Source organism: Vibrio sp. 1-Bac 57, from assembly GCF_037546855.1.
Taxonomy (GTDB): domain Bacteria; phylum Pseudomonadota; class Gammaproteobacteria; order Enterobacterales; family Psychromonadaceae; genus Psychromonas.
In genome coordinates, this window is the sequence record NZ_JALAAC010000014.1 from 1 (window position 1) to 17,429 (window position 17,429).

Sequence of the window (17,429 nt, forward strand, 5' to 3'; positions counted from 1 at the left end):
TATGAAAGAAGCAGCATAAAAATTAGCTAATGAGTGCCAACTGTCTTGAAAAACACCGGCTTCACGAAGGACACGAAGAAAAAATTTATAAAATTTTATCTTTTGACCTAACCTTCTTTTAACTTCGTGCCTTCGTGGTTAATCGCTTTTGACCTTATCTTTTATCAACTTAGTAACTTCATAGTTAATCGCTTTGGATCTTATGCTTTTTCAACTCAGTAACTTCGTGGTTAATTGCTTTTGATCTTATCTTTTATCAACTTAGTAACTTCATGGTTAATTGCTTTTAACCTTATTTTTTATCAACTTAGTAACTTCATAGTTAATCGCTTTGGATCTTATGTTTTCTCAACTCGGTAACTTGGTGCTAAAAAAACTAGGTAATAAAAAAGGCCTTGGTTTTAACATCAAGGCCTTTTCTAAATAAATTTAAAATTTCACGTCTTAATCATTCATTAATATTTTTTATTCTTCTGCGATACGCTATCCAAATATCCCATTACAAAAGCAGAAAGCACAAATGTTAAGTGGATTATTACAAACCACATCAGCTTATCATTGGCAATATTTTGCGCATCCATAAAAACACGTAAAAGGTGGATTGATGAAATAGCAACAATTGCTGCTGCAACCTTATTTTTCAGTGAGCCAGAATCGATAGTCCCTAACCAAGCAAGTTTCTCTTTATTCTCGTCAATATCCAATTTAGAAACGAAATTTTCATAACCTGCAAACATTACCATCACAAGTAATCCGCCTACTAATGTCATATCAATCAGTGATAACAATAATAAAATAAGGTCATTTTCAGTCACGCTTAAAATATTAGGCAATAAATGAATTAATTCCTGAAAAAATTTAATTGTTAAAGCTAATAAACCCAATGATAATCCCGCATATATAGGGGCCAATAGCCAGCGAGAAGAGTAGATAAGGTTTTCAATAAAACGTTCCATAAAGCCCAACTTAGTAAAGTAAAAAAAGATGACAATATATACACCTATTGAAAAGATGCAATGATAAAAGAGGTTAGATATAGCAATAATTGGATAGGAAAATAGGTTGCTTTGAGATCATCATTGGTAAGTGATTTGTTATTGATTAAAGGCGTGAAAGCTTAATAGGCGATATTGTTGCTTTAGCCCTGAATGATGACATAAAGCTGATGGCAGCCTTGAGCTGATGATAGAGAAGAGCGGAGGATAGTGCAGAGTGGAAAAATGTAAAATGGGTGAGGAGATGTCAGTAAAGCCAGTGTAAAATTAAATATCGTCAATTTCTTGATCGTTTTAACTTTACACTGACGTTTATGACTCTTTATTAACGTTTCTAAAGAGTCGTTATTCTATGTTGAATAATCCTTAGATCATTGACGGAAGCTTGATATTAAAGCTGGAATACCAGGCAACATACCTACTGCCGCCATCACCGTTGTTAACACCACAAACATAATTCCCGGTATGATCCACCGATTCATCTTACTCAATTCAGAGCTACGCTCTTTACAACCAATCAAACCAAGGTTATCAAGTAACATAGTAATCGACCAACCAAAAGCAGGGTTCACTAATGCAGAAGCAAAAACAACAATCGCTGCTGATTGAGTTGTTTTACCTTCGCGTGTCATCTCCATTCCAGCTTCAAGTAATGGAATAAAAACCCCTACGATTAATGCAACGCATAACACTGGCTGCCAGATGGCTAAATCCATTGGATAACCCCATATTGCTGCTATTACACAAAATAGTGCAGTTAATAAAGCACCAGCGGGAATAGGGCGCTTAGCGATAGCTGCAGGTATTAAATAAGTCCCCCATGATGAAGTGAAGTTAGAACCACCTAAAAGAGAACCAAACACTTGACGAATAGAGGCCGTGGTCATCGTATCGTCTATATTCATTTGTACTTTTTCAGTACGCTCTGGGTAACTGATCTTTTGAAATACTTGATGCCCCAAGAAATCTGGTGACCACATTGCCACCGCTAAGATGGCAAAAGGTAATACGACTACAAAATTTTCTATTGTAGGCATACCTAACATCCACCCCGTATCCTCTCCCCACCAATACATCGGATTCAAGTTAGGTAAACCAGGGCTAGTCATAAACTCAAAAGGGGCACCCATAGCAAAAGCCAACGAACCACCTAACAAACAACTCAAAGGAACAGCCAACCAACGTTTCCGCCAATGCTCAAGTAAAGCGTACAATATAATGGTGCTAATAATAACGATAAAAGGAATGTGCGACATACCAATGTCGTCTCCCCAAGCAAGCAATTTTTTAACTTGTGAAATAGTGCCTACAAAACCGAGATACAGTAATAACCCACCACAAACCCCTTTACTGGTCAGGTTAGCTAATCGACTTCCTCCTTTACTAATAGCCAAAATCAAACCAAATGCACCAATCAATAACCCAAATGCCATTGGATGCCCGCCTGCTGCCACTACAATAGGAATAAGCGGAATCAGTGGCCCGTGAGTACCCGCTAAGTTAGCCGTGGGCAGTAGAAAGCCGGAAAAAAGAACAATAAAAATGGAAACGATTAATAACTCATAGCGTACGTTTTCTAAAATAAAGCCATCATCAAGTCCGAGTGGTCCTGCAAAAGTTGCAGCTATTGCTCCGACCATTACGATTTTACCAATTGTGGCTGCCATCGCAGGTATGGTGTCTTCTATCTCAAATCGATAATCTTTGAAGGGTAAATTGGGGCGCCAACGTTTAGGCGCCATGATTTGTAATTCGTGCTCTAAGTATTCTTCTCGTGTATCAAATTCTGAGCTCGGCTTATGTTTTTGTGCATAATTCATTTTATCTAGACTTTTTTGAGATGTTGAATCTTGTTCAGGTGCGGCGTTAGAAGCATTGTGCATTATTAGTCCCTATGGTCACTATTAAAAAATAACTAAGAATTTCAATGCTGTAAACTAACTCAAGGTGATGCTTATTACTAACAACGATATACAAGCATTAGCACTAGCTCATGTTTTTAATTAATTTATCGTTATCTTTTTAATACTATTTTTTTATCAAGTTGGCCATGAAGTTAATCGTTTAGAGGGGAGAAGTTTCAATCTAGAGCCAGTTATTCTAATTCAGAGCCAGCTATTTCAATTTATAGACAGTTATGTTTTATTTTAGGGAAATAACAACAGGAGAGGTCACTTACAGTGGATAAACTACTTTATAAAGAATGATTAGATTAACAATGCATTTTTGTTTATCTAATCATACAAGTTTATAGGTGCACGTATTTTTGTTTCGCTGTAATACTTTTAATACTTTTAATACTTTTAATACTTTTAATATTTTTCCATCTTAAATATCAAATTCTTTTTAACCGCTACCCATTCAATGTTGATGATAGAAAATACCACTGTATCTCTGTAAGCACCATCGGGCATTTTTTGATGATTCCTTAATATACCGTCTTGCTTTGCACCCAAACGTGCAATTGCCGCACGTGACTTTTGATTGTGCCAATGCGTTCTAAACTCTACGGCAATGACATCAAGGACTTCGAATGCATGCTGTAATAGCATGAGTTTACATTCGCTATTTATTGATGAGCGTTGATAGCTTTTTGAATACCAAGTGTAACCTATCTCGAGACGACGATTGACAGGATCGGCATTACAAAAACGTGTTGAACCAATGATTTTACCGCTGTGTTTAGCAACAATAACAAAGGGTAACGAGAGTCCTTTTTCTTGTTGTGCTAAGGCCGTGGAGATATAATCATTAATAGACGCTGAAGAAGGAACTGAAGTGAACCAGAGATCCCAAAGGTTACCATCTGATGCTGCCTCGACCAAAGCGTCGGCATGTTCGCGACGTAATGGCATTAACGTTACGGAATGAGATGCTAACTCGATTTCTTTTAAAAACATGTTTTACCCTTTACCCATTGCGCTTAATGAAGTTAGTCAAATTATTTAACGTCTATATTAAATGGCATTACGCTCTATAGCCTGTGGCAACCAAATTAGATCTGTCACACCGTAATCCTTACCACATTGATTTAATAATGTGCTTAATTGACCACGATGGTGTGTTTGATGGTTGAAAAAATGTGTAACTGCAAACCAATATTCGTATTGTCTAGGTTCGGGGTTAACAATGCTTGTGTAAATCAATTGTCCCGATAACACCTGATCGGAGAGTGAGTTTATCCACGCTAAAATTGCTTCATCGGTTTCTTTGCGTGCAAGAGTTAACTGGTTAAAATCTTGATAGAGCTCCTGATCAAGTCCATCTATTAGAAAAGGGGTACCTAAGAATCGACCAAGCCAGAGTTTATCGGCCAGCAATAGATGATTAAGCGTGCCATGGATTGATTTAAAAAATGCCCCTTTATCACTTCGCCTCTCGGCATCAGGTATATCTGCACAAACTGAATAGATGCGTTCATTCATCCATTGATTATATAGCGCCATATCTTTAGCTTGTTTCAGATGCATCTTCTTTCCTGTTATAAATGGATATAAAGTTTCTATTTAACGGGTGATATCTTCACCTTATGCCTGAATAGAAAGTAAGTAAATAGAGTTAGTTCATCACGAATTAGAAGCTGCACAGGTAGTAGTAATTGCTTGTCATTATTTGCAATTAGCTGTTTTAAGGTATTAATCTTAGGATCCCTTTTCCATCAATACCCAAGTAAATATACCCATCACTACCTTGAATCACATTTCTGACTCTACCGATACCAACCAACAACTTAGTTTGTTTGACAACGCTTTCGTTGTTTAACTCTAATAACACTAAATACCCAAACTTCATTGAACCAAGTAATATTTTACCTTGCCATTGAGGGTATTTATTACTGCTAATATAGGCCATGCCAGAAGGCGCAATTGAAGGATCCCAGTACAGTTTAGGTTGCTCCATCCCGCTCTTTTCAGTGATGTCAGTATAATTAGTACCAATATAATTAACACCATAGCCGATAACTGGCCAACCATAATTTTTACCCGATTCAATCAGATTAACTTCATCGCCGCCTCTTGGACCATGTTCGTGTGACCAAACTTGGTTGCGATCAGGCAGATTAATTAGCCCCTGAGGGTTCCTATGCCCATAGGAGTAAATTGCTTTTTTAGCGTTAGCTTGTTGATAAAAAGGGTTGGAGGTTGGGATGCTACCATCAAGATTTAATCGATAAATTTTACCACCATCCAATGATAAATTTTGAGGGTTTTTATCACGTTGTCCGCGGTCACCGATTGAAAAGTAAATAAACTCATCAGTGATGGCAATACGGCTACCGTAATGCTGGCCCTTATTTGAGTCACCTGTAGCAAGGTATAAATTTTTCTTCTCAATTAACTGATTATTCTTAGGATCTAACTTAGCTCGCATTAAAGCTGTATTGCTGCCCGCCGCATTTTTATTGGAATAGGTGAAAAAGATAAGCTGATTTTTTGCAAAGTCTGGATGCAATGCAATATCAAGTAAACCACCTTGCCCATTGCCATGTATTTTGGGCAAACCTGTAATCTCAATTGACGATTTTCCTTCAGTTAATAGCCATAATTTGCCTGAACGTTCCGTTGCTAACATTTTTCCATTAGGTAACTGAACCATTCCCCAAGGAATTTTTATATCAGACCAGATCGTTTCTGTTTTGTATTGGGTTTTATCTTCAATGATTGAGAGTGGTTGCATAGCCTGTGATGAAGTCGCTATAAGGCTTAGATAAATGAACAGTAGTCGATACCAATACTTCATATTTTCTCCTTCATAGATGGGAGTAAGCGCTTACTAAAATAGTGATTGATGCTGGTGGTTGAATTTTAGTCACTTCACTATACGAATCTAGCATGAAGTTTACAAGGTTGGTTTTAAAAGTCCGGAAAGGTTAAAATTCTGAGCTTTAGATAATACGAGCCTCTTTTTTAACCTATCTATATTCAATTCTATGCTAAAAAATATCTTTTTAATTATGCCTATAAATTTTCATTGACTTTTTGTTTGATATAAAAATTATATTTTTGACATGTGACTCAGTATCTATTGAAGTAATTGTTTATCTTTTGAATCGGTATGTGTTTTAGTTTGTATGAGGCATTATTTTAGTGCCTTTTAAAATTTAATTCTTCTAGGGAGCAGCTAATTTACAGGCTTAAAGGGATAAGCTTATGAAAGTAATAGATCTATTAACTTTGTACACTAAAAATATAAAATTTTCTAAATTAAAAGGAGATCGTTATGAAAAACATTTATCTTTTATTATTAGGGGCAACATTATCTTTAACGGGTTGTAATAGCAGTAATAATGACTCGAAGACAAATGAAGGCAATTTTTTAGACAGTGCTGTAATAAATATAGGTTATAAAACAGATACATTAGAAGGTGTAACAGATGCTTTTGGTAAGTTCGATTATGTAGAAGGAGAGTCAGTAATATTCTTTATTGGTGATCTAGAATTCCCCCCTGTACTAGCATCCCCCACAATCACTCCATTAGATATCGCTGCTTCTAACGATACATCAGATCCTAAGGTTGTTAATATTTTACGCTTGCTTCAGACAATCGATGAGGATGGAGATCCAAGTAATGGTATTACGATTACTGAAACAGCAAAAGAAGTTGCAACTCCCGTCAACTTCAATCTACCCGTAGATGAGTTTGCGTCCTCTGAAAGTGTAATTGGATTAGTTAATAATTCAGGTTCGAAAAAAACTATTTTAGTTTCTCAAAGTGAGGCCATCGCACATTTTGAAACAACATTACTTGATGAAGGTGTAGAGTTTATTGCTAATTCCACAATTGTCGGTACTTGGAGAGCAACTGACAATGTAAATGATTTATTATTATTTATTTTCTTTGATGATGGCACATATATTCACGCAGAAGTTTATACAACAGAACTCGATGAAGACAGCGGAATGGAATGGGGAACCTACACCCTAGATAGTGAAACCGGTCTTATCACTTCGACTCAAAATTTTGATTCAAATGATGATGGTGGACTTAGTGATGTCGAAACAATAACAGCACAAGTTTCAGGTAACCAATTAACACTTATTGCAAGTGATGTTAGTGAGCCCATTGAGTTTGAACGTATTACATCAGAAGGTATATTAGGTACTTGGGTTGCAGATGTAGGTGATGACCATTTGTTATCTTTTGTATATTTAGATGATGGGTCATATGTCCATTTAGAAGTAATAGATCAATTCGCTGGAGTGGAGTGGGCTAATTATTCACTAAATAGTGAAACAGGCGAATTTAATATTACAAATCTTATCTTTGATGAAAACGGAGAAGCAGGTTTAACTGATATCGATTCTTTGGTTATCGATGTTACAGAGGATGTTATGACCTATGAAGTCACTGAACCAGGAGAATCAGATAGTCACACTATAGAGTTTGAGCGTAAATAATGATTTTATATTAATTATTTATTCTAATAAAAAACTATTGCATTAATTGCTTATTATATTCATAGCTACCTTTCATTAATGATATCGAGTCTTAATGTAAGGTAGCTATTTTGTTAGCTGACTACTTATTTTTATTATTGATTCTAAGGAGTTACCTTGATCGGCATAATCACTTTCTCTTTGTTTAGAAGCAAATATACAAAAATGAACGCAGGTATATTCATTAACAGTCCATACATTAAAGGGATCGTCGCTAGTGCGGGTTGATGCATGATAGTGAAGGCAATCATCATCGCGGTGCCCGCATTTTGAACGCCCACTTCTATGGCAATGGTTTTTCTATCGGTGTCGTTAACATTCAACTTTCCTGCAATAAAATAAGCAATGATTAGCGCTAGGCTACACAAAGTTATCACCGCAAAACCCTGTAAAGAAAGCATCGCAGGAATGATTTTTAAGTTTGTTAAAACAAGCGCAGTAACCACTAATAACATGGCAATTGTTGAAACCTTTTTCATAAAAGGAATAACAGACTGTGACCATTGATCTGCGAAATAACGAATGCACATACCAATCACTATTGGTAGCAAGGTGACGACGGTAAGTTGTTTGATGGCAGGTAATAAAGGTAAGTTAAAATGTTGGTTATCTGCGCTACCGCTATAATGAATAAAGCCAACAAAGGCGATAGGGATAATAAATGGCGATAACATACTCATGACACTGGTTAAGCAGACACTTAAGGCGAGGTTACCTTTGGCAATAAATGAAAATAAGTTTGATGTCGCACCACCGGGACATAAAGCCAACAAAAAAAGTCCGGCTGCCGCTGTTTGATTAAGGGAAAAAGCTTTAATAATAAACAATGCTAATATTGGTAGTAAAAGTAATTGCAATAAAAAACCAATGATGGCGACTTTAGGCGCTTTTAATACCGCTTTAAAATCTTTTACTTGTAAACTTAATCCCATCCCTAACATCACAATACCCAATACAATAGGTAACATAACTTGAGAAACAGTTTTAGCGATAATTGGATCCATAACACCCCTTAATTTACGTAGTTTAGGAACGACTCAATGACGTTAATATTACTGGATGTTTTGGTTTTTCATTTTGATATGGCGCATTCTTTATTGTTTTTCTAAAAGGTATTTCTACACTTTTACTTGTATTTTGGGTATTTCATTAAGCACGCAGAGGATGTTCAATGTTGTGCTCCGCATTTTTCTTTTTGAAAACCCAGGCTTTTTCATGAAAGAAATAAGCAAAAGAGTTGATCGTTGGTTCAATAGTTGCCATTAGTCCACCTAAGAAAGCGTCGCCAGTTAAAAGGTAAGTGACAATGAAAGCAACATTAAAGTGAATAATTGCAAAGCTCACTGTTTTGACTTTTGTCATTGATTCTCTCTTTTTAAGGAACGGTGTATGTTGCCAAACTTTTTCATGAAAATAGAAGGCGACAGTATTAACCGCAGGTTCGATAATCGCGATCAAACTACCTAATAAAAAATCGCCTGTTAAAGCAAAAGCAACTAAGGTTGCGATGCTGAAATGGATCACTGCAAAAGTCATTGTTTTAATCATTGTGTATCCCTCATGGTCTATTTTCTTTCTCTGTAAACATTATTGATAATCATTATCATTTAGTCAAGGTGAAAATTCCTATATTATTGATAGGTTTTACTGTTTCTTTTGGATTTTTTAATCGAAAATTTTATTTTTTAACGGTAACCAATTGAATAATTTGCATTATTGATGCTGGCTAGCTAGATAATCGATGGCGTTTGTAAGGAATGGATATTGTTAGGCCCAATTTGTGGATGTTCCACACTTGATTCGTACTTAGTTATTGCAGGCAATGTTAATAGTTAATGGAATTATTGTTTTCCTGTTAGGGTTAAATATAATGATTCACCTAATCAATCCAAATTGAAGTTAATAATATGATACCCATGGGAAGTGTTGTTACTGCGTGTATGTTCGCAGGTTTAATCGTTGCCGTACCACCAATGGCAAAAGTATGTCCTCGCCCGATCCGTCTTAGCATTGGCGTTATTTTACTCTCCGCAGGGTTATGGAATATATTGTGGTATGCGAGCCAACATTTCAGAGAGTTTTGGGGGCTTGCTGCCTTCTGTTCTGGTGTGTTAATGGTGCTGACTTCACTCTATATTGTTAAAGCAAGCTGGCTACCGTTGTTTTTGCGTCGTGCAAAACCAGTTGTGTTATTAATGCTATTGGGTTTTGCGGCACTCTATGCAATAACTATATATCGATTATAAACTTAAACCTCTGTGAGGAGGTTTTGTCTCTTACCTTAAACATACGTGTATGAGCTTCACCATGAAACGATTTATGCAACAGCGAATAAAAATCAAACAGCCTTCACCAGCCTAGAGGGGGCAACATAACTATGGTTTTCTGAAACATTTTGAACAAGTAGAGAACTCTATAAAATAACAGGTTAAGATAGTAAGCATTAATACTTATTTCTATGAACCTTTATTTCTATGCACCTTTATCTCTATTAACCCTTATCTCTTTAACGCAGGTATAAAAAATTATGACAAATCGACTGCCTCAGAAAAACAACTCGACTGTATCTGCTATACCTACTAAAGATATTAGATCTACTACTCCAACGCCTGCTATTTCTACATTCGATGATCTGGCTAAACAGGCAAATTATTCCCTGATGGATACACTCAATTGCGATCCTGATGCGACAGAAAACGGCAATGATCATAGCGCACGACAAGTATTCTCAGGTCACTATGTTCCTGTTAATCCAACACCTATTAAAAAACCTGAATATGTTGCGCACAGTAATACTTTTTTTGCCGAACTTGGCTTAGCTGACTCGATGGCAGAGTCTGCTGATTTCATGCGCATGTTTTCCGGTGACATTTCTCAAGTGCCAGAGCCGATGCGCAAGGTTGGTTGGGCGACGGGATACGCACTTTCTATTTACGGTATCGAATACACTCATCAATGTCCGTTCCAAACTGGCAATGGTTATGGGGACGGGCGTGCAATTTCTGTACTTGAAGCTGTCATTAACGGTCAACGCTGGGAAATGCAGCTAAAAGGCGGTGGCCCAACACCTTATTGTCGCGGTGCGGATGGTCGTGCTGTTTTACGGTCTAGTATTCGTGAGTTCTTGGCGCAGGAACACATGCATGCTCTTGGTGTTCCTACTTCACGATCTTTGAGTTTGTACGTATCAAAAACGGAAAAGGTAAAGCGTCCGTGGTACTCGGAAGGTTCGCGTTTGGAAAATCCGGACATGATGGTGTCTGAAGCCGTCGCCATTTCGACACGTGTTGCACCGTCATTCATTCGTGTTGGCCAACTCGAACTTTTCGCTCGCCGTACTCGTGAAGATGATCTGCTCGATGAACAACTTCATGCGATGCAAGAACTCGAAAAAATGGTGTTGCATTTGATTGACCGTGAATACGCAGATGTTGTCGATAGTCAGCTACCTATGCCAGAAAAAGTGCTGTTGTTGGCGCGCGAATTTCGTAGCCGCCTGACGTCGCTGATAGCGAATTGGATCCGTGTTGGCTTCTGCCAAGGTAACTTTAACAGTGATAATTGCGCAGCTGGTGGCTTTACACTTGATTATGGTCCCTTCGGATTTTGCGATGTGTTCAACCCGTATTATCAACCTTGGACGGGCGGTGGTAATCACTACTCCTTCATGAATCAACCTAAAGCAGCGCAAAGCAACTTCGAGATGTTTTGTTCGGCGTTACGTCCGTTACTGGCATCAGTTCAAGACGACTTGCTAGTACTTGATGAGATTCAAAGTGAATTCTCGACAATCATGCATTCAAAAATGCAAGATATGTGGGCTGCCAAGTTAGGCCTTAGCACGCTAGAACCCACTGCACACAAAGCATTACTTAACGAATTACAAATGTTAATGATGCAAACGCCTATCGATTATACTATTTTCTTTCGAGAGCTATCGTTGATACCCAAGGATATTCGTCCACTCAAAAAAAGCTTTTATAATAGTTCAAGTGATCTAAACGACTCAGACTCCCACCAAACGGACACACGTTGGATGGAGTGGTTTGTTAAATGGAAAACACTCCTCAATCGTGACTGTGATGCAAATGCGATTGCGCCGAGAACACTTGAACAAGTCTCTAGTCAGATGAAGCTAGTTAATCCAAAATACATTTTACGAGAGTGGTTCGTTAAGCCTGCTTACCAGCAAGCAGCGGTCGGGAATTACGCTTTAATTCGAGAATTACAAGAGGTGATGACACAGCCCTATGCAGAACAATCGCAGGAAGTAGAAGATAAGTACTATCGATTGAAGCCGCTTGAGTTCTTTAAACTAGGAGGCGTATCTCATCTTAGTTGCTCGTCGTAAACCTTTAGGTTTATAGCAAAACCTGACCTACAGATCTTGTTGTAGGTTGGGGGATTTAGCGGCTGGACTAGCGAGCTACTGTGTTAACTCGTCTGAGCTCGTCCAGTCACTTGGATGTTAATTTGCTTTGGGTATCGCCCTGTCGGCGGACAAACTTTTTTATCAGAAAAGACTTTTTACCCACAACGTGCAAAGAAACTGACACCGACTCGCTTTCTGATCCAAATAATAAATTGCTTTTTTAACGCACCAGCTGTTACTGGCCATCCTTGGTCAGAACGAGCCTAAGCCAAACATCCTGTTTGGATTTGCTAAAAGCAATTGATGATTTGGGAAAGCTCAACGGTGGAGAGTTGTCGTCGCATTGCGTCTCGACATTTCCAATCACTCATTGATATACCTATTTTAATTGTATGTGGGACAGCACGGAGATGTTCAAAACAATGAACAAATAGGCCCGACGAGTACAGACGCGTCAACCAAAGCCAACCCAACACCAATCCTAAGCTAATCCAACTTCAATCTTCATAAACCGTCCAAGCTTATCGCTAATTTTATCCTGCACTATTCACAACCAAAATATTTATATTAGTTTTATTCATGTTTATTTGAAAATCAATCATTTTTATTCATGATTGATTTGACGTATAAAATACACACTGCTTTGAATGCTAGGCGATATTACCGTGAGTTTTTAATTTAGCGTCGTAAAAATCGGTAAGGTTGTTGACTAGAAAATCCTGAGTGAACAGGGAATGTGCAGATTTTATGATAGAAAATTGGAGCTAAAGACGATGAAGACAGATTTTACATTTACGATTAAGAGCACTTGTTTAAATGAACATTATCAGCCAACTGACAATACACGTGCGACGACTAACTTTGCCAATTTAGCGCGCGGCAAAAACCGCCAACATAATCTTCGTAATGCGTTAACAATGATCGACAATCGATTTAATGCTTTAGCTAATTGGGATAACCCACAGGGTGACCGTTATGCAGTGGAGCTTGAGATTATTTCTGTTGAAATAGACATTGAGAATAGCGGACAAACATTTCCATCCATTGAAGTTTTAAAAACTAATATTGTGGATCATCAAACCAACCAACGTATTGAAGGCATTGTTGGCAATAACTTTTCATCGTACGTGCGAGATTATGACTTTAGTATTTTGTTGTCTGAGCATAACAAGAATCTATCTTCATTTAGTGTTCCAGATGATTTTGGTGAACTGCATGGCAAATTATTTCAGTCCTTCTTAAATTCAGCGATTTATAAAGCGCATTTTAATAAACCGCCTGTTATCTGTTTAAGTGTGGCGGAAACTAAAACTTATCAGCGAACTGAAAATCAACATCCTGTGTTAGGTGTTGAATTTCAGCCTAATGCATCTTCTTTAACGGAGCAATATTTCAAAAAGATGGGCTTACAGGTGCGTTACTTTATGCCTCCCAATAGTGCTGCGCCGTTAGCTTTTTATTTTGTTGGTGATTTGTTGAATGATTATACAAACCTTGAATTGATAAGCACTATCAGCACCATGGAGACGTTCCAGAAAATATATCGTCCTGAAATTTATAATGCCAATGCGGTGGCTGGGCAAACTTATCAACCGAATCTAAAGAACTTAGATTATTCATTAACACATATTGTTTATGACCGAGAAGAACGCAACCGATTAGGCATTGCGCAGGGCAAGTTTGCTGAAGCGCACTTCATCAAACCGAATAAAAATGTACTTGAGCAGTGGTCTGCAAGTTATAGCCAGCAACCATGTGTAGCTTAATGAAACGACAAAGCTAAATAACCAAAGCTAAATAGCCAAAGCTAAATAATAAAAACTAAGCAACAAAAGTTAAATAATAAAAAGCTAAGTAATAAAAGCGCTAAATACCGAATATAGGAAAAATATTGATTATGAAAAAATTATTACCAACGTCTACCGCAGGCAGCTTGCCTAAACCCTCTTGGCTTGCAGAATCTGAAACATTATGGTCTCCATGGAAACTACAGGATCAAGCATTAGTAGATGGTAAAAAAGACGCGTTATGTGTGTCATTACACGAGCAACAACAAGCAGGCATAGATATAGTCAGCGATGGTGAACAAACCCGTCAACACTTTGTGACCACTTTTATTGAGCACCTTAATGGCGTTGATTTCGAAAACCGTAAAATCGTTAAAATTCGTGATCGTTATGATGCAAGTGTACCCACGGTAGTTGGCCCTGTGAGTCGACAAAAACCAGTGTTTGTTGAAGATGCTAAGTTTTTACGTCAACAAACTGATCAGCCAATAAAATGGGCGCTGCCAGGTCCAATGACTATGATCGATACGCTGTATGACGATCATTATAAAAGCCGTGAGAAACTCGCTTGGGAATTTGCGATCATTCTTAATCAAGAGGCCAAAGAGTTAGAGGCCGCTGGCGTTGATATTATTCAATTTGATGAGCCAGCTTTTAATGTGTTTTTTGATGATGTTAATGAGTGGGGCATTGCTTGCTTAGAAAGAGCGATTGAAGGGCTTAAGTGTGAAACCGCTGTCCATATTTGTTACGGCTATGGCATTAAAGCCAATACCGATTGGAAAAAAACCTTAGGTAACGAGTGGCGTCAATATGAGCAAGCTTTTCCTAAGTTACAAGCATCCAATATCGATATTATCTCGTTAGAATGTCATAACTCTCATGTGCCGATGGATCTACTTGAGCTTATTCGCGGTAAAAAAGTAATGGTAGGTGCTATTGATGTAGCAAGCAATACGATCGAAACGCCAGAAGAAGTGGCGGCCACGTTACGAGAAGCTCTTAAGTATGTTGATGCAGATAAACTTTATCCTTGTACTAACTGTGGCATGGCACCGTTATCGCGTGAAGTAGCAAGAGGCAAGTTAAAAGCCCTCAGCGCGGGTGCTGCCATTGTTCGAAAAGAGCTTTCTGTCTAACTTTTTAAGCGGTAACGTTTTGGACGTGCATCCATACGCTAGCCTCAACTAAGCCAAACGTTCTGTTTGGCTTTACTAAAATGAATTGGTTGATTGGAAAAGGTTTAACGGTGGAGAGTTGTCGCCGCATTGAGTATCGACATTTCCCATCACTCTTTGATATCCCTAGTTTCATTGTATGGGGCCAACACTTTTCTTTTATGTGTAATTTACTATGTTGCTTAATATAACTATTAACTTATAGTGTTATTAATTGTGCAAGAGACTTTTAAATTAAATGTCGAAATATGAGTTAGATGATAAAATTTTAGGTTACCAACCAAACTCTAATGAAAAGGTTTTATTAAATAAGCATTGCATTACCGACGAAGAAGAAATCAATAACATTGAAACTTTTTTGTTGCTTAAGCTTTATGAAAAAGAGTTTGCTTCAATTGTTCCGTCTCACTTAACATTTATGAACATCCTCAACTGGCATCGACAATGGTTAGGAAATGTTTATGAATGGGCTGGAAAGCTTAGGTATTACAGAATGTGGAAAGGGGACTTTGAGTTTACACTGCCTCTTCAAATTGAAGCTGATATTGCTGTTTTCGAAACTAAATACTTGTCAAATTTGCATAAAATCAAACATTTTGATTACGATGATTTAGTGAGGTTTTTATCGGAAAGTCATGTTGATTTCATATTATTACATCCATTTAGAGAAGGTAACGGTAGAATTAGCAGGCTATTAATGGACTATATGTGTGATGTTGCGGGTATAGGTCTGCTTGATTATAGTCTATGGGATGAAAACAAAGATTTTTATGTTAAATCTATACAAGCAGGATATGCAGGAAATTACCAACACATGGAAAGATTAGTTCGTGGTATTCTAAAAGGCTAATGTATACTTACTGTATTTAGCTTGTTGTTTTTTCAGCTTTTTTTCAATTTCTATAATTGATTCACCAGTTTCTAAAGCCGTTGAACTTGCTACTGATCTATAAATCATTTTTTTTGTAACTAATTTTCTAGTTGTATTCATACAACCTCCTGTAAAATTCTCTTTGATTATAATTAAATTGTCATTAACACGCAATTAGCATCAATCTTTTTACCCGTTTAAATCATTTCTTATTTATCTAAGATTACGTGAGTAATCGATAATCATTTTTATAGCTAGTGATCGAATCATTATTCATTAAAGCAGATGTAACAAACTCCTCTATTCAGGTTGGCTCAAATAACGTTATTGCTTCAGCCTGCTAAAGGCAATCATTGATATAGAAAAACTCAACGGAGGGAATGGATATAGCCAAACTGAGCACGATTTTTTCATTAACTCATTGATGTTGTTAATTTCAATGTTTGGGTGCAGCACTTCGTATTTCCCGTTCAGTCTAATGCAATCTTACTTTCCATTTTTTTGCTTTTCTATAAACGTTGCAATAGCTGCATGTATATCGGGGGAAGTTGCAAGTTGATCAAAGGTAAGTTGATCATTGATAAGTGCCTCTTTAAACGTCTCGCTAGAAGAAAGCGCCATACGTTTTTTAAACTGTGCAAGGGCTTTCTTATCTAGGTTGTCATTTAATTGCTGGGCTAAACTAACCGCTTTTAAAACCACCTCAGAATCAGGAACCACTGTTGTAACTAAGCCAATAGAGAGTGCTTCAACAGCTCCGACATAGCGACCTGTTAGCATTATTTCCATAGCGCGACTTTGCCCAACTAAGCGCGGAAGCCTTTGCATTCCACCAAAACCAGGAATCAATCCCGCTTGGAGTTCGTGTTGGCGGAACTGAGCACTTTTACCTGCGATTCGAATATCGCAAGACATAGCAAGCTCATTACCACCGCCTGCACTTATACCTGAAATTGCGGCGATCACTGGCTTTGGAAAGCTCTCAATGCGGTTATAAACTTTATGTGCAATGGCTGCATGCGTTATCTCACCTTTATCTACACCTTTGAGGCTTTCACCACCCGCTCCAGCGGAGAAAACTTTATTTGTTCCTGTAATAACAACCGCGCCAATATTTTCATCATTTTCAGCTAAATTAAGGGCTGCATTGATCTCCGTTAGTACGGCTTTTGAAACTGTATTACGGGGAGGTACGTTGATACTCAGTAATAAAACATTGTGTTGTTTAGTTACTTCAATATTTTCAAATGTAGTTTCGGCTACTTGGGCAGTAACGGCTGAACTCATTGTAAATAGTAATATAATCAATAGCTTTTTCATCACTTTCCCTTTGATATTTAATAAAATTTATCTTTCTTTCTATTTCAGTGGCTACGGGACACTACACTCAGTGCAACGTTTAATAATCGATGCTTTTCATGTTTTTAATATTGAGCATTGTTGATTGCTAACATTATTGATGATGAATGATAGGCGAAAAATAAAGTAAGGGGTAAGGAGAAACAACCCAATAACAATGGGCTATTTTACCCACAATGATATGTGCTTGCTTAGATTTTTGAGGTGTGTTGGAGGCGTTTTCGAGTGAGCTATCTTAGTTGAAAATTTGTTTCCTTTTTGATCGCACTATTGATTACCTTTTTAGGTAAAAATGAAAAAGTAGATAAACCAAGTTATTAAATGAAAAAAAGAGCCGAAAATTAAATGAAAAAAAGAGCCGAAAATTAAATTGAGTTAAATCTTATTGTAACCATCTGATATTAATTATTTAAATGTGTGGGTGCCCAG

At 37.4% G+C, this 17,429-nt stretch carries 15 protein-coding genes; 6 read left to right on the forward strand and 9 right to left on the reverse strand.

Annotated features, from left to right (window positions below):
• Positions 1 to 455: 455 nt before the first annotated feature.
• From MT391_RS10625 to MT391_RS10645, 5 genes are all read right to left on the reverse strand, one after another.
• The gene (locus tag MT391_RS10625; protein ID WP_299663926.1) at positions 456 to 956 is read right to left on the reverse strand and encodes a TIGR00645 family protein; all 501 of its coding nucleotides are present in this window, start codon (positions 954 to 956) and stop codon (positions 456 to 458) included.
• Positions 957 to 1,366: 410 nt separating this feature from the next.
• Positions 1,367 to 2,815 (reverse strand): DUF3360 family protein, encoded by a 1,449-nt coding sequence (locus tag MT391_RS10630; protein WP_499498041.1) that lies wholly within the window; start codon positions 2,813 to 2,815, stop codon positions 1,367 to 1,369.
• A 492-nt stretch (positions 2,816 to 3,307) separates the two neighbouring features.
• Positions 3,308 to 3,895, reverse strand: coding sequence for a GNAT family N-acetyltransferase (locus tag MT391_RS10635; RefSeq protein ID WP_499497954.1), 588 nt, complete (start codon positions 3,893 to 3,895; stop codon positions 3,308 to 3,310).
• Between the two features lie 57 nt (positions 3,896 to 3,952).
• Positions 3,953 to 4,465: a DinB family protein gene (locus MT391_RS10640; protein ID WP_499497956.1), complete on the reverse strand. Its 513-nt coding sequence runs from the start codon at positions 4,463 to 4,465 to the stop codon at positions 3,953 to 3,955.
• A 157-nt stretch (positions 4,466 to 4,622) separates the two neighbouring features.
• Positions 4,623 to 5,735, reverse strand: a complete 1,113-nt coding sequence (locus MT391_RS10645) for a PQQ-dependent sugar dehydrogenase (protein WP_499497958.1) — start codon at positions 5,733 to 5,735, stop codon at positions 4,623 to 4,625.
• A gap of 480 nt (positions 5,736 to 6,215) precedes the next feature.
• On the opposite strand from MT391_RS10645, the gene MT391_RS10650 reads away from it, so the two are divergent.
• Entirely contained in the window at positions 6,216 to 7,394 is a 1,179-nt protein-coding gene (locus MT391_RS10650) for a hypothetical protein (protein ID WP_499497960.1), read from the forward strand.
• A 143-nt stretch (positions 7,395 to 7,537) separates the two neighbouring features.
• Here MT391_RS10650 and MT391_RS10655 read toward each other — a convergent pair whose 3' ends face one another.
• Positions 7,538 to 8,437 (reverse strand): bile acid:sodium symporter family protein, encoded by a 900-nt coding sequence (locus MT391_RS10655; protein WP_499497962.1) that lies wholly within the window; start codon positions 8,435 to 8,437, stop codon positions 7,538 to 7,540.
• Positions 8,438 to 8,582: 145 nt separating this feature from the next.
• The gene (locus tag MT391_RS10660) at positions 8,583 to 8,981 is read right to left on the reverse strand and encodes a DUF2061 domain-containing protein (protein ID WP_366944157.1); all 399 of its coding nucleotides are present in this window, start codon (positions 8,979 to 8,981) and stop codon (positions 8,583 to 8,585) included.
• A gap of 359 nt (positions 8,982 to 9,340) precedes the next feature.
• Here MT391_RS10660 and MT391_RS10665 point away from each other — a divergent pair, with 359 nt between their 5' ends.
• The 5 genes from MT391_RS10665 to MT391_RS10685 all read left to right on the forward strand — a co-directional run bounded on the left by MT391_RS10665 (position 9,341) and on the right by MT391_RS10685 (position 15,620).
• Complete coding sequence (locus MT391_RS10665; protein ID WP_499497963.1) at positions 9,341 to 9,679, forward strand: hypothetical protein; 339 nt, start codon at positions 9,341 to 9,343, stop codon at positions 9,677 to 9,679.
• Between the two features lie 281 nt (positions 9,680 to 9,960).
• Complete coding sequence (locus MT391_RS10670; RefSeq protein WP_499497964.1) at positions 9,961 to 11,784, forward strand: protein adenylyltransferase SelO; 1,824 nt, start codon at positions 9,961 to 9,963, stop codon at positions 11,782 to 11,784.
• A 794-nt stretch (positions 11,785 to 12,578) separates the two neighbouring features.
• Positions 12,579 to 13,571: a DUF1852 domain-containing protein gene (locus tag MT391_RS10675; protein ID WP_499497965.1), complete on the forward strand. Its 993-nt coding sequence runs from the start codon at positions 12,579 to 12,581 to the stop codon at positions 13,569 to 13,571.
• A 131-nt stretch (positions 13,572 to 13,702) separates the two neighbouring features.
• Positions 13,703 to 14,731, forward strand: a complete 1,029-nt coding sequence (locus tag MT391_RS10680; RefSeq protein ID WP_499497966.1) for a methionine synthase — start codon at positions 13,703 to 13,705, stop codon at positions 14,729 to 14,731.
• Positions 14,732 to 15,008: 277 nt separating this feature from the next.
• Complete coding sequence (locus MT391_RS10685) at positions 15,009 to 15,620, forward strand: Fic/DOC family protein (protein WP_499497967.1); 612 nt, start codon at positions 15,009 to 15,011, stop codon at positions 15,618 to 15,620.
• Here the strand turns inward: MT391_RS10685 and MT391_RS10690 are convergent.
• Positions 15,609 to 15,761, reverse strand: a complete 153-nt coding sequence (locus MT391_RS10690) for a hypothetical protein (protein WP_499497968.1) — start codon at positions 15,759 to 15,761, stop codon at positions 15,609 to 15,611. The genes MT391_RS10685 and MT391_RS10690 overlap by 12 nt on opposite strands.
• 366 nt (positions 15,762 to 16,127) lie before the next feature.
• Positions 16,128 to 16,961 (reverse strand): enoyl-CoA hydratase/isomerase family protein, encoded by an 834-nt coding sequence (locus MT391_RS10695; RefSeq protein WP_499497969.1) that lies wholly within the window; start codon positions 16,959 to 16,961, stop codon positions 16,128 to 16,130.
• Between the last annotated feature and the right edge of the window lie 468 nt (positions 16,962 to 17,429).

Coding starts and splice junctions, on each gene's coding strand:
- MT391_RS10685 (WP_499497967.1), top strand. CDS start 15,009: ATGTCGAAATATGAGTTAGATGATAAAATTTTAGGTTACCAACCAAAC.
- MT391_RS10665 (WP_499497963.1), top strand. CDS start 9,341: ATGATACCCATGGGAAGTGTTGTTACTGCGTGTATGTTCGCAGGTTTA.
- MT391_RS10645 (WP_499497958.1), bottom strand. CDS start 5,735: ATGAAGTATTGGTATCGACTACTGTTCATTTATCTAAGCCTTATAGCG.
- MT391_RS10695 (WP_499497969.1), bottom strand. CDS start 16,961: ATGAAAAAGCTATTGATTATATTACTATTTACAATGAGTTCAGCCGTT.
- MT391_RS10635 (WP_499497954.1), bottom strand. CDS start 3,895: ATGTTTTTAAAAGAAATCGAGTTAGCATCTCATTCCGTAACGTTAATG.
- MT391_RS10660 (WP_366944157.1), bottom strand. CDS start 8,981: ATGATTAAAACAATGACTTTTGCAGTGATCCATTTCAGCATCGCAACC.
- MT391_RS10650 (WP_499497960.1), top strand. CDS start 6,216: ATGAAAAACATTTATCTTTTATTATTAGGGGCAACATTATCTTTAACG.
- MT391_RS10680 (WP_499497966.1), top strand. CDS start 13,703: ATGAAAAAATTATTACCAACGTCTACCGCAGGCAGCTTGCCTAAACCC.
- MT391_RS10640 (WP_499497956.1), bottom strand. CDS start 4,465: ATGCATCTGAAACAAGCTAAAGATATGGCGCTATATAATCAATGGATG.
- MT391_RS10625 (WP_299663926.1), bottom strand. CDS start 956: ATGGAACGTTTTATTGAAAACCTTATCTACTCTTCTCGCTGGCTATTG.
- MT391_RS10670 (WP_499497964.1), top strand. CDS start 9,961: ATGACAAATCGACTGCCTCAGAAAAACAACTCGACTGTATCTGCTATA.
- MT391_RS10655 (WP_499497962.1), bottom strand. CDS start 8,437: ATGGATCCAATTATCGCTAAAACTGTTTCTCAAGTTATGTTACCTATT.
- MT391_RS10675 (WP_499497965.1), top strand. CDS start 12,579: ATGAAGACAGATTTTACATTTACGATTAAGAGCACTTGTTTAAATGAA.
- MT391_RS10690 (WP_499497968.1), bottom strand. CDS start 15,761: ATGAATACAACTAGAAAATTAGTTACAAAAAAAATGATTTATAGATCA.
- MT391_RS10630 (WP_499498041.1), bottom strand. CDS start 2,815: ATGAATTATGCACAAAAACATAAGCCGAGCTCAGAATTTGATACACGA.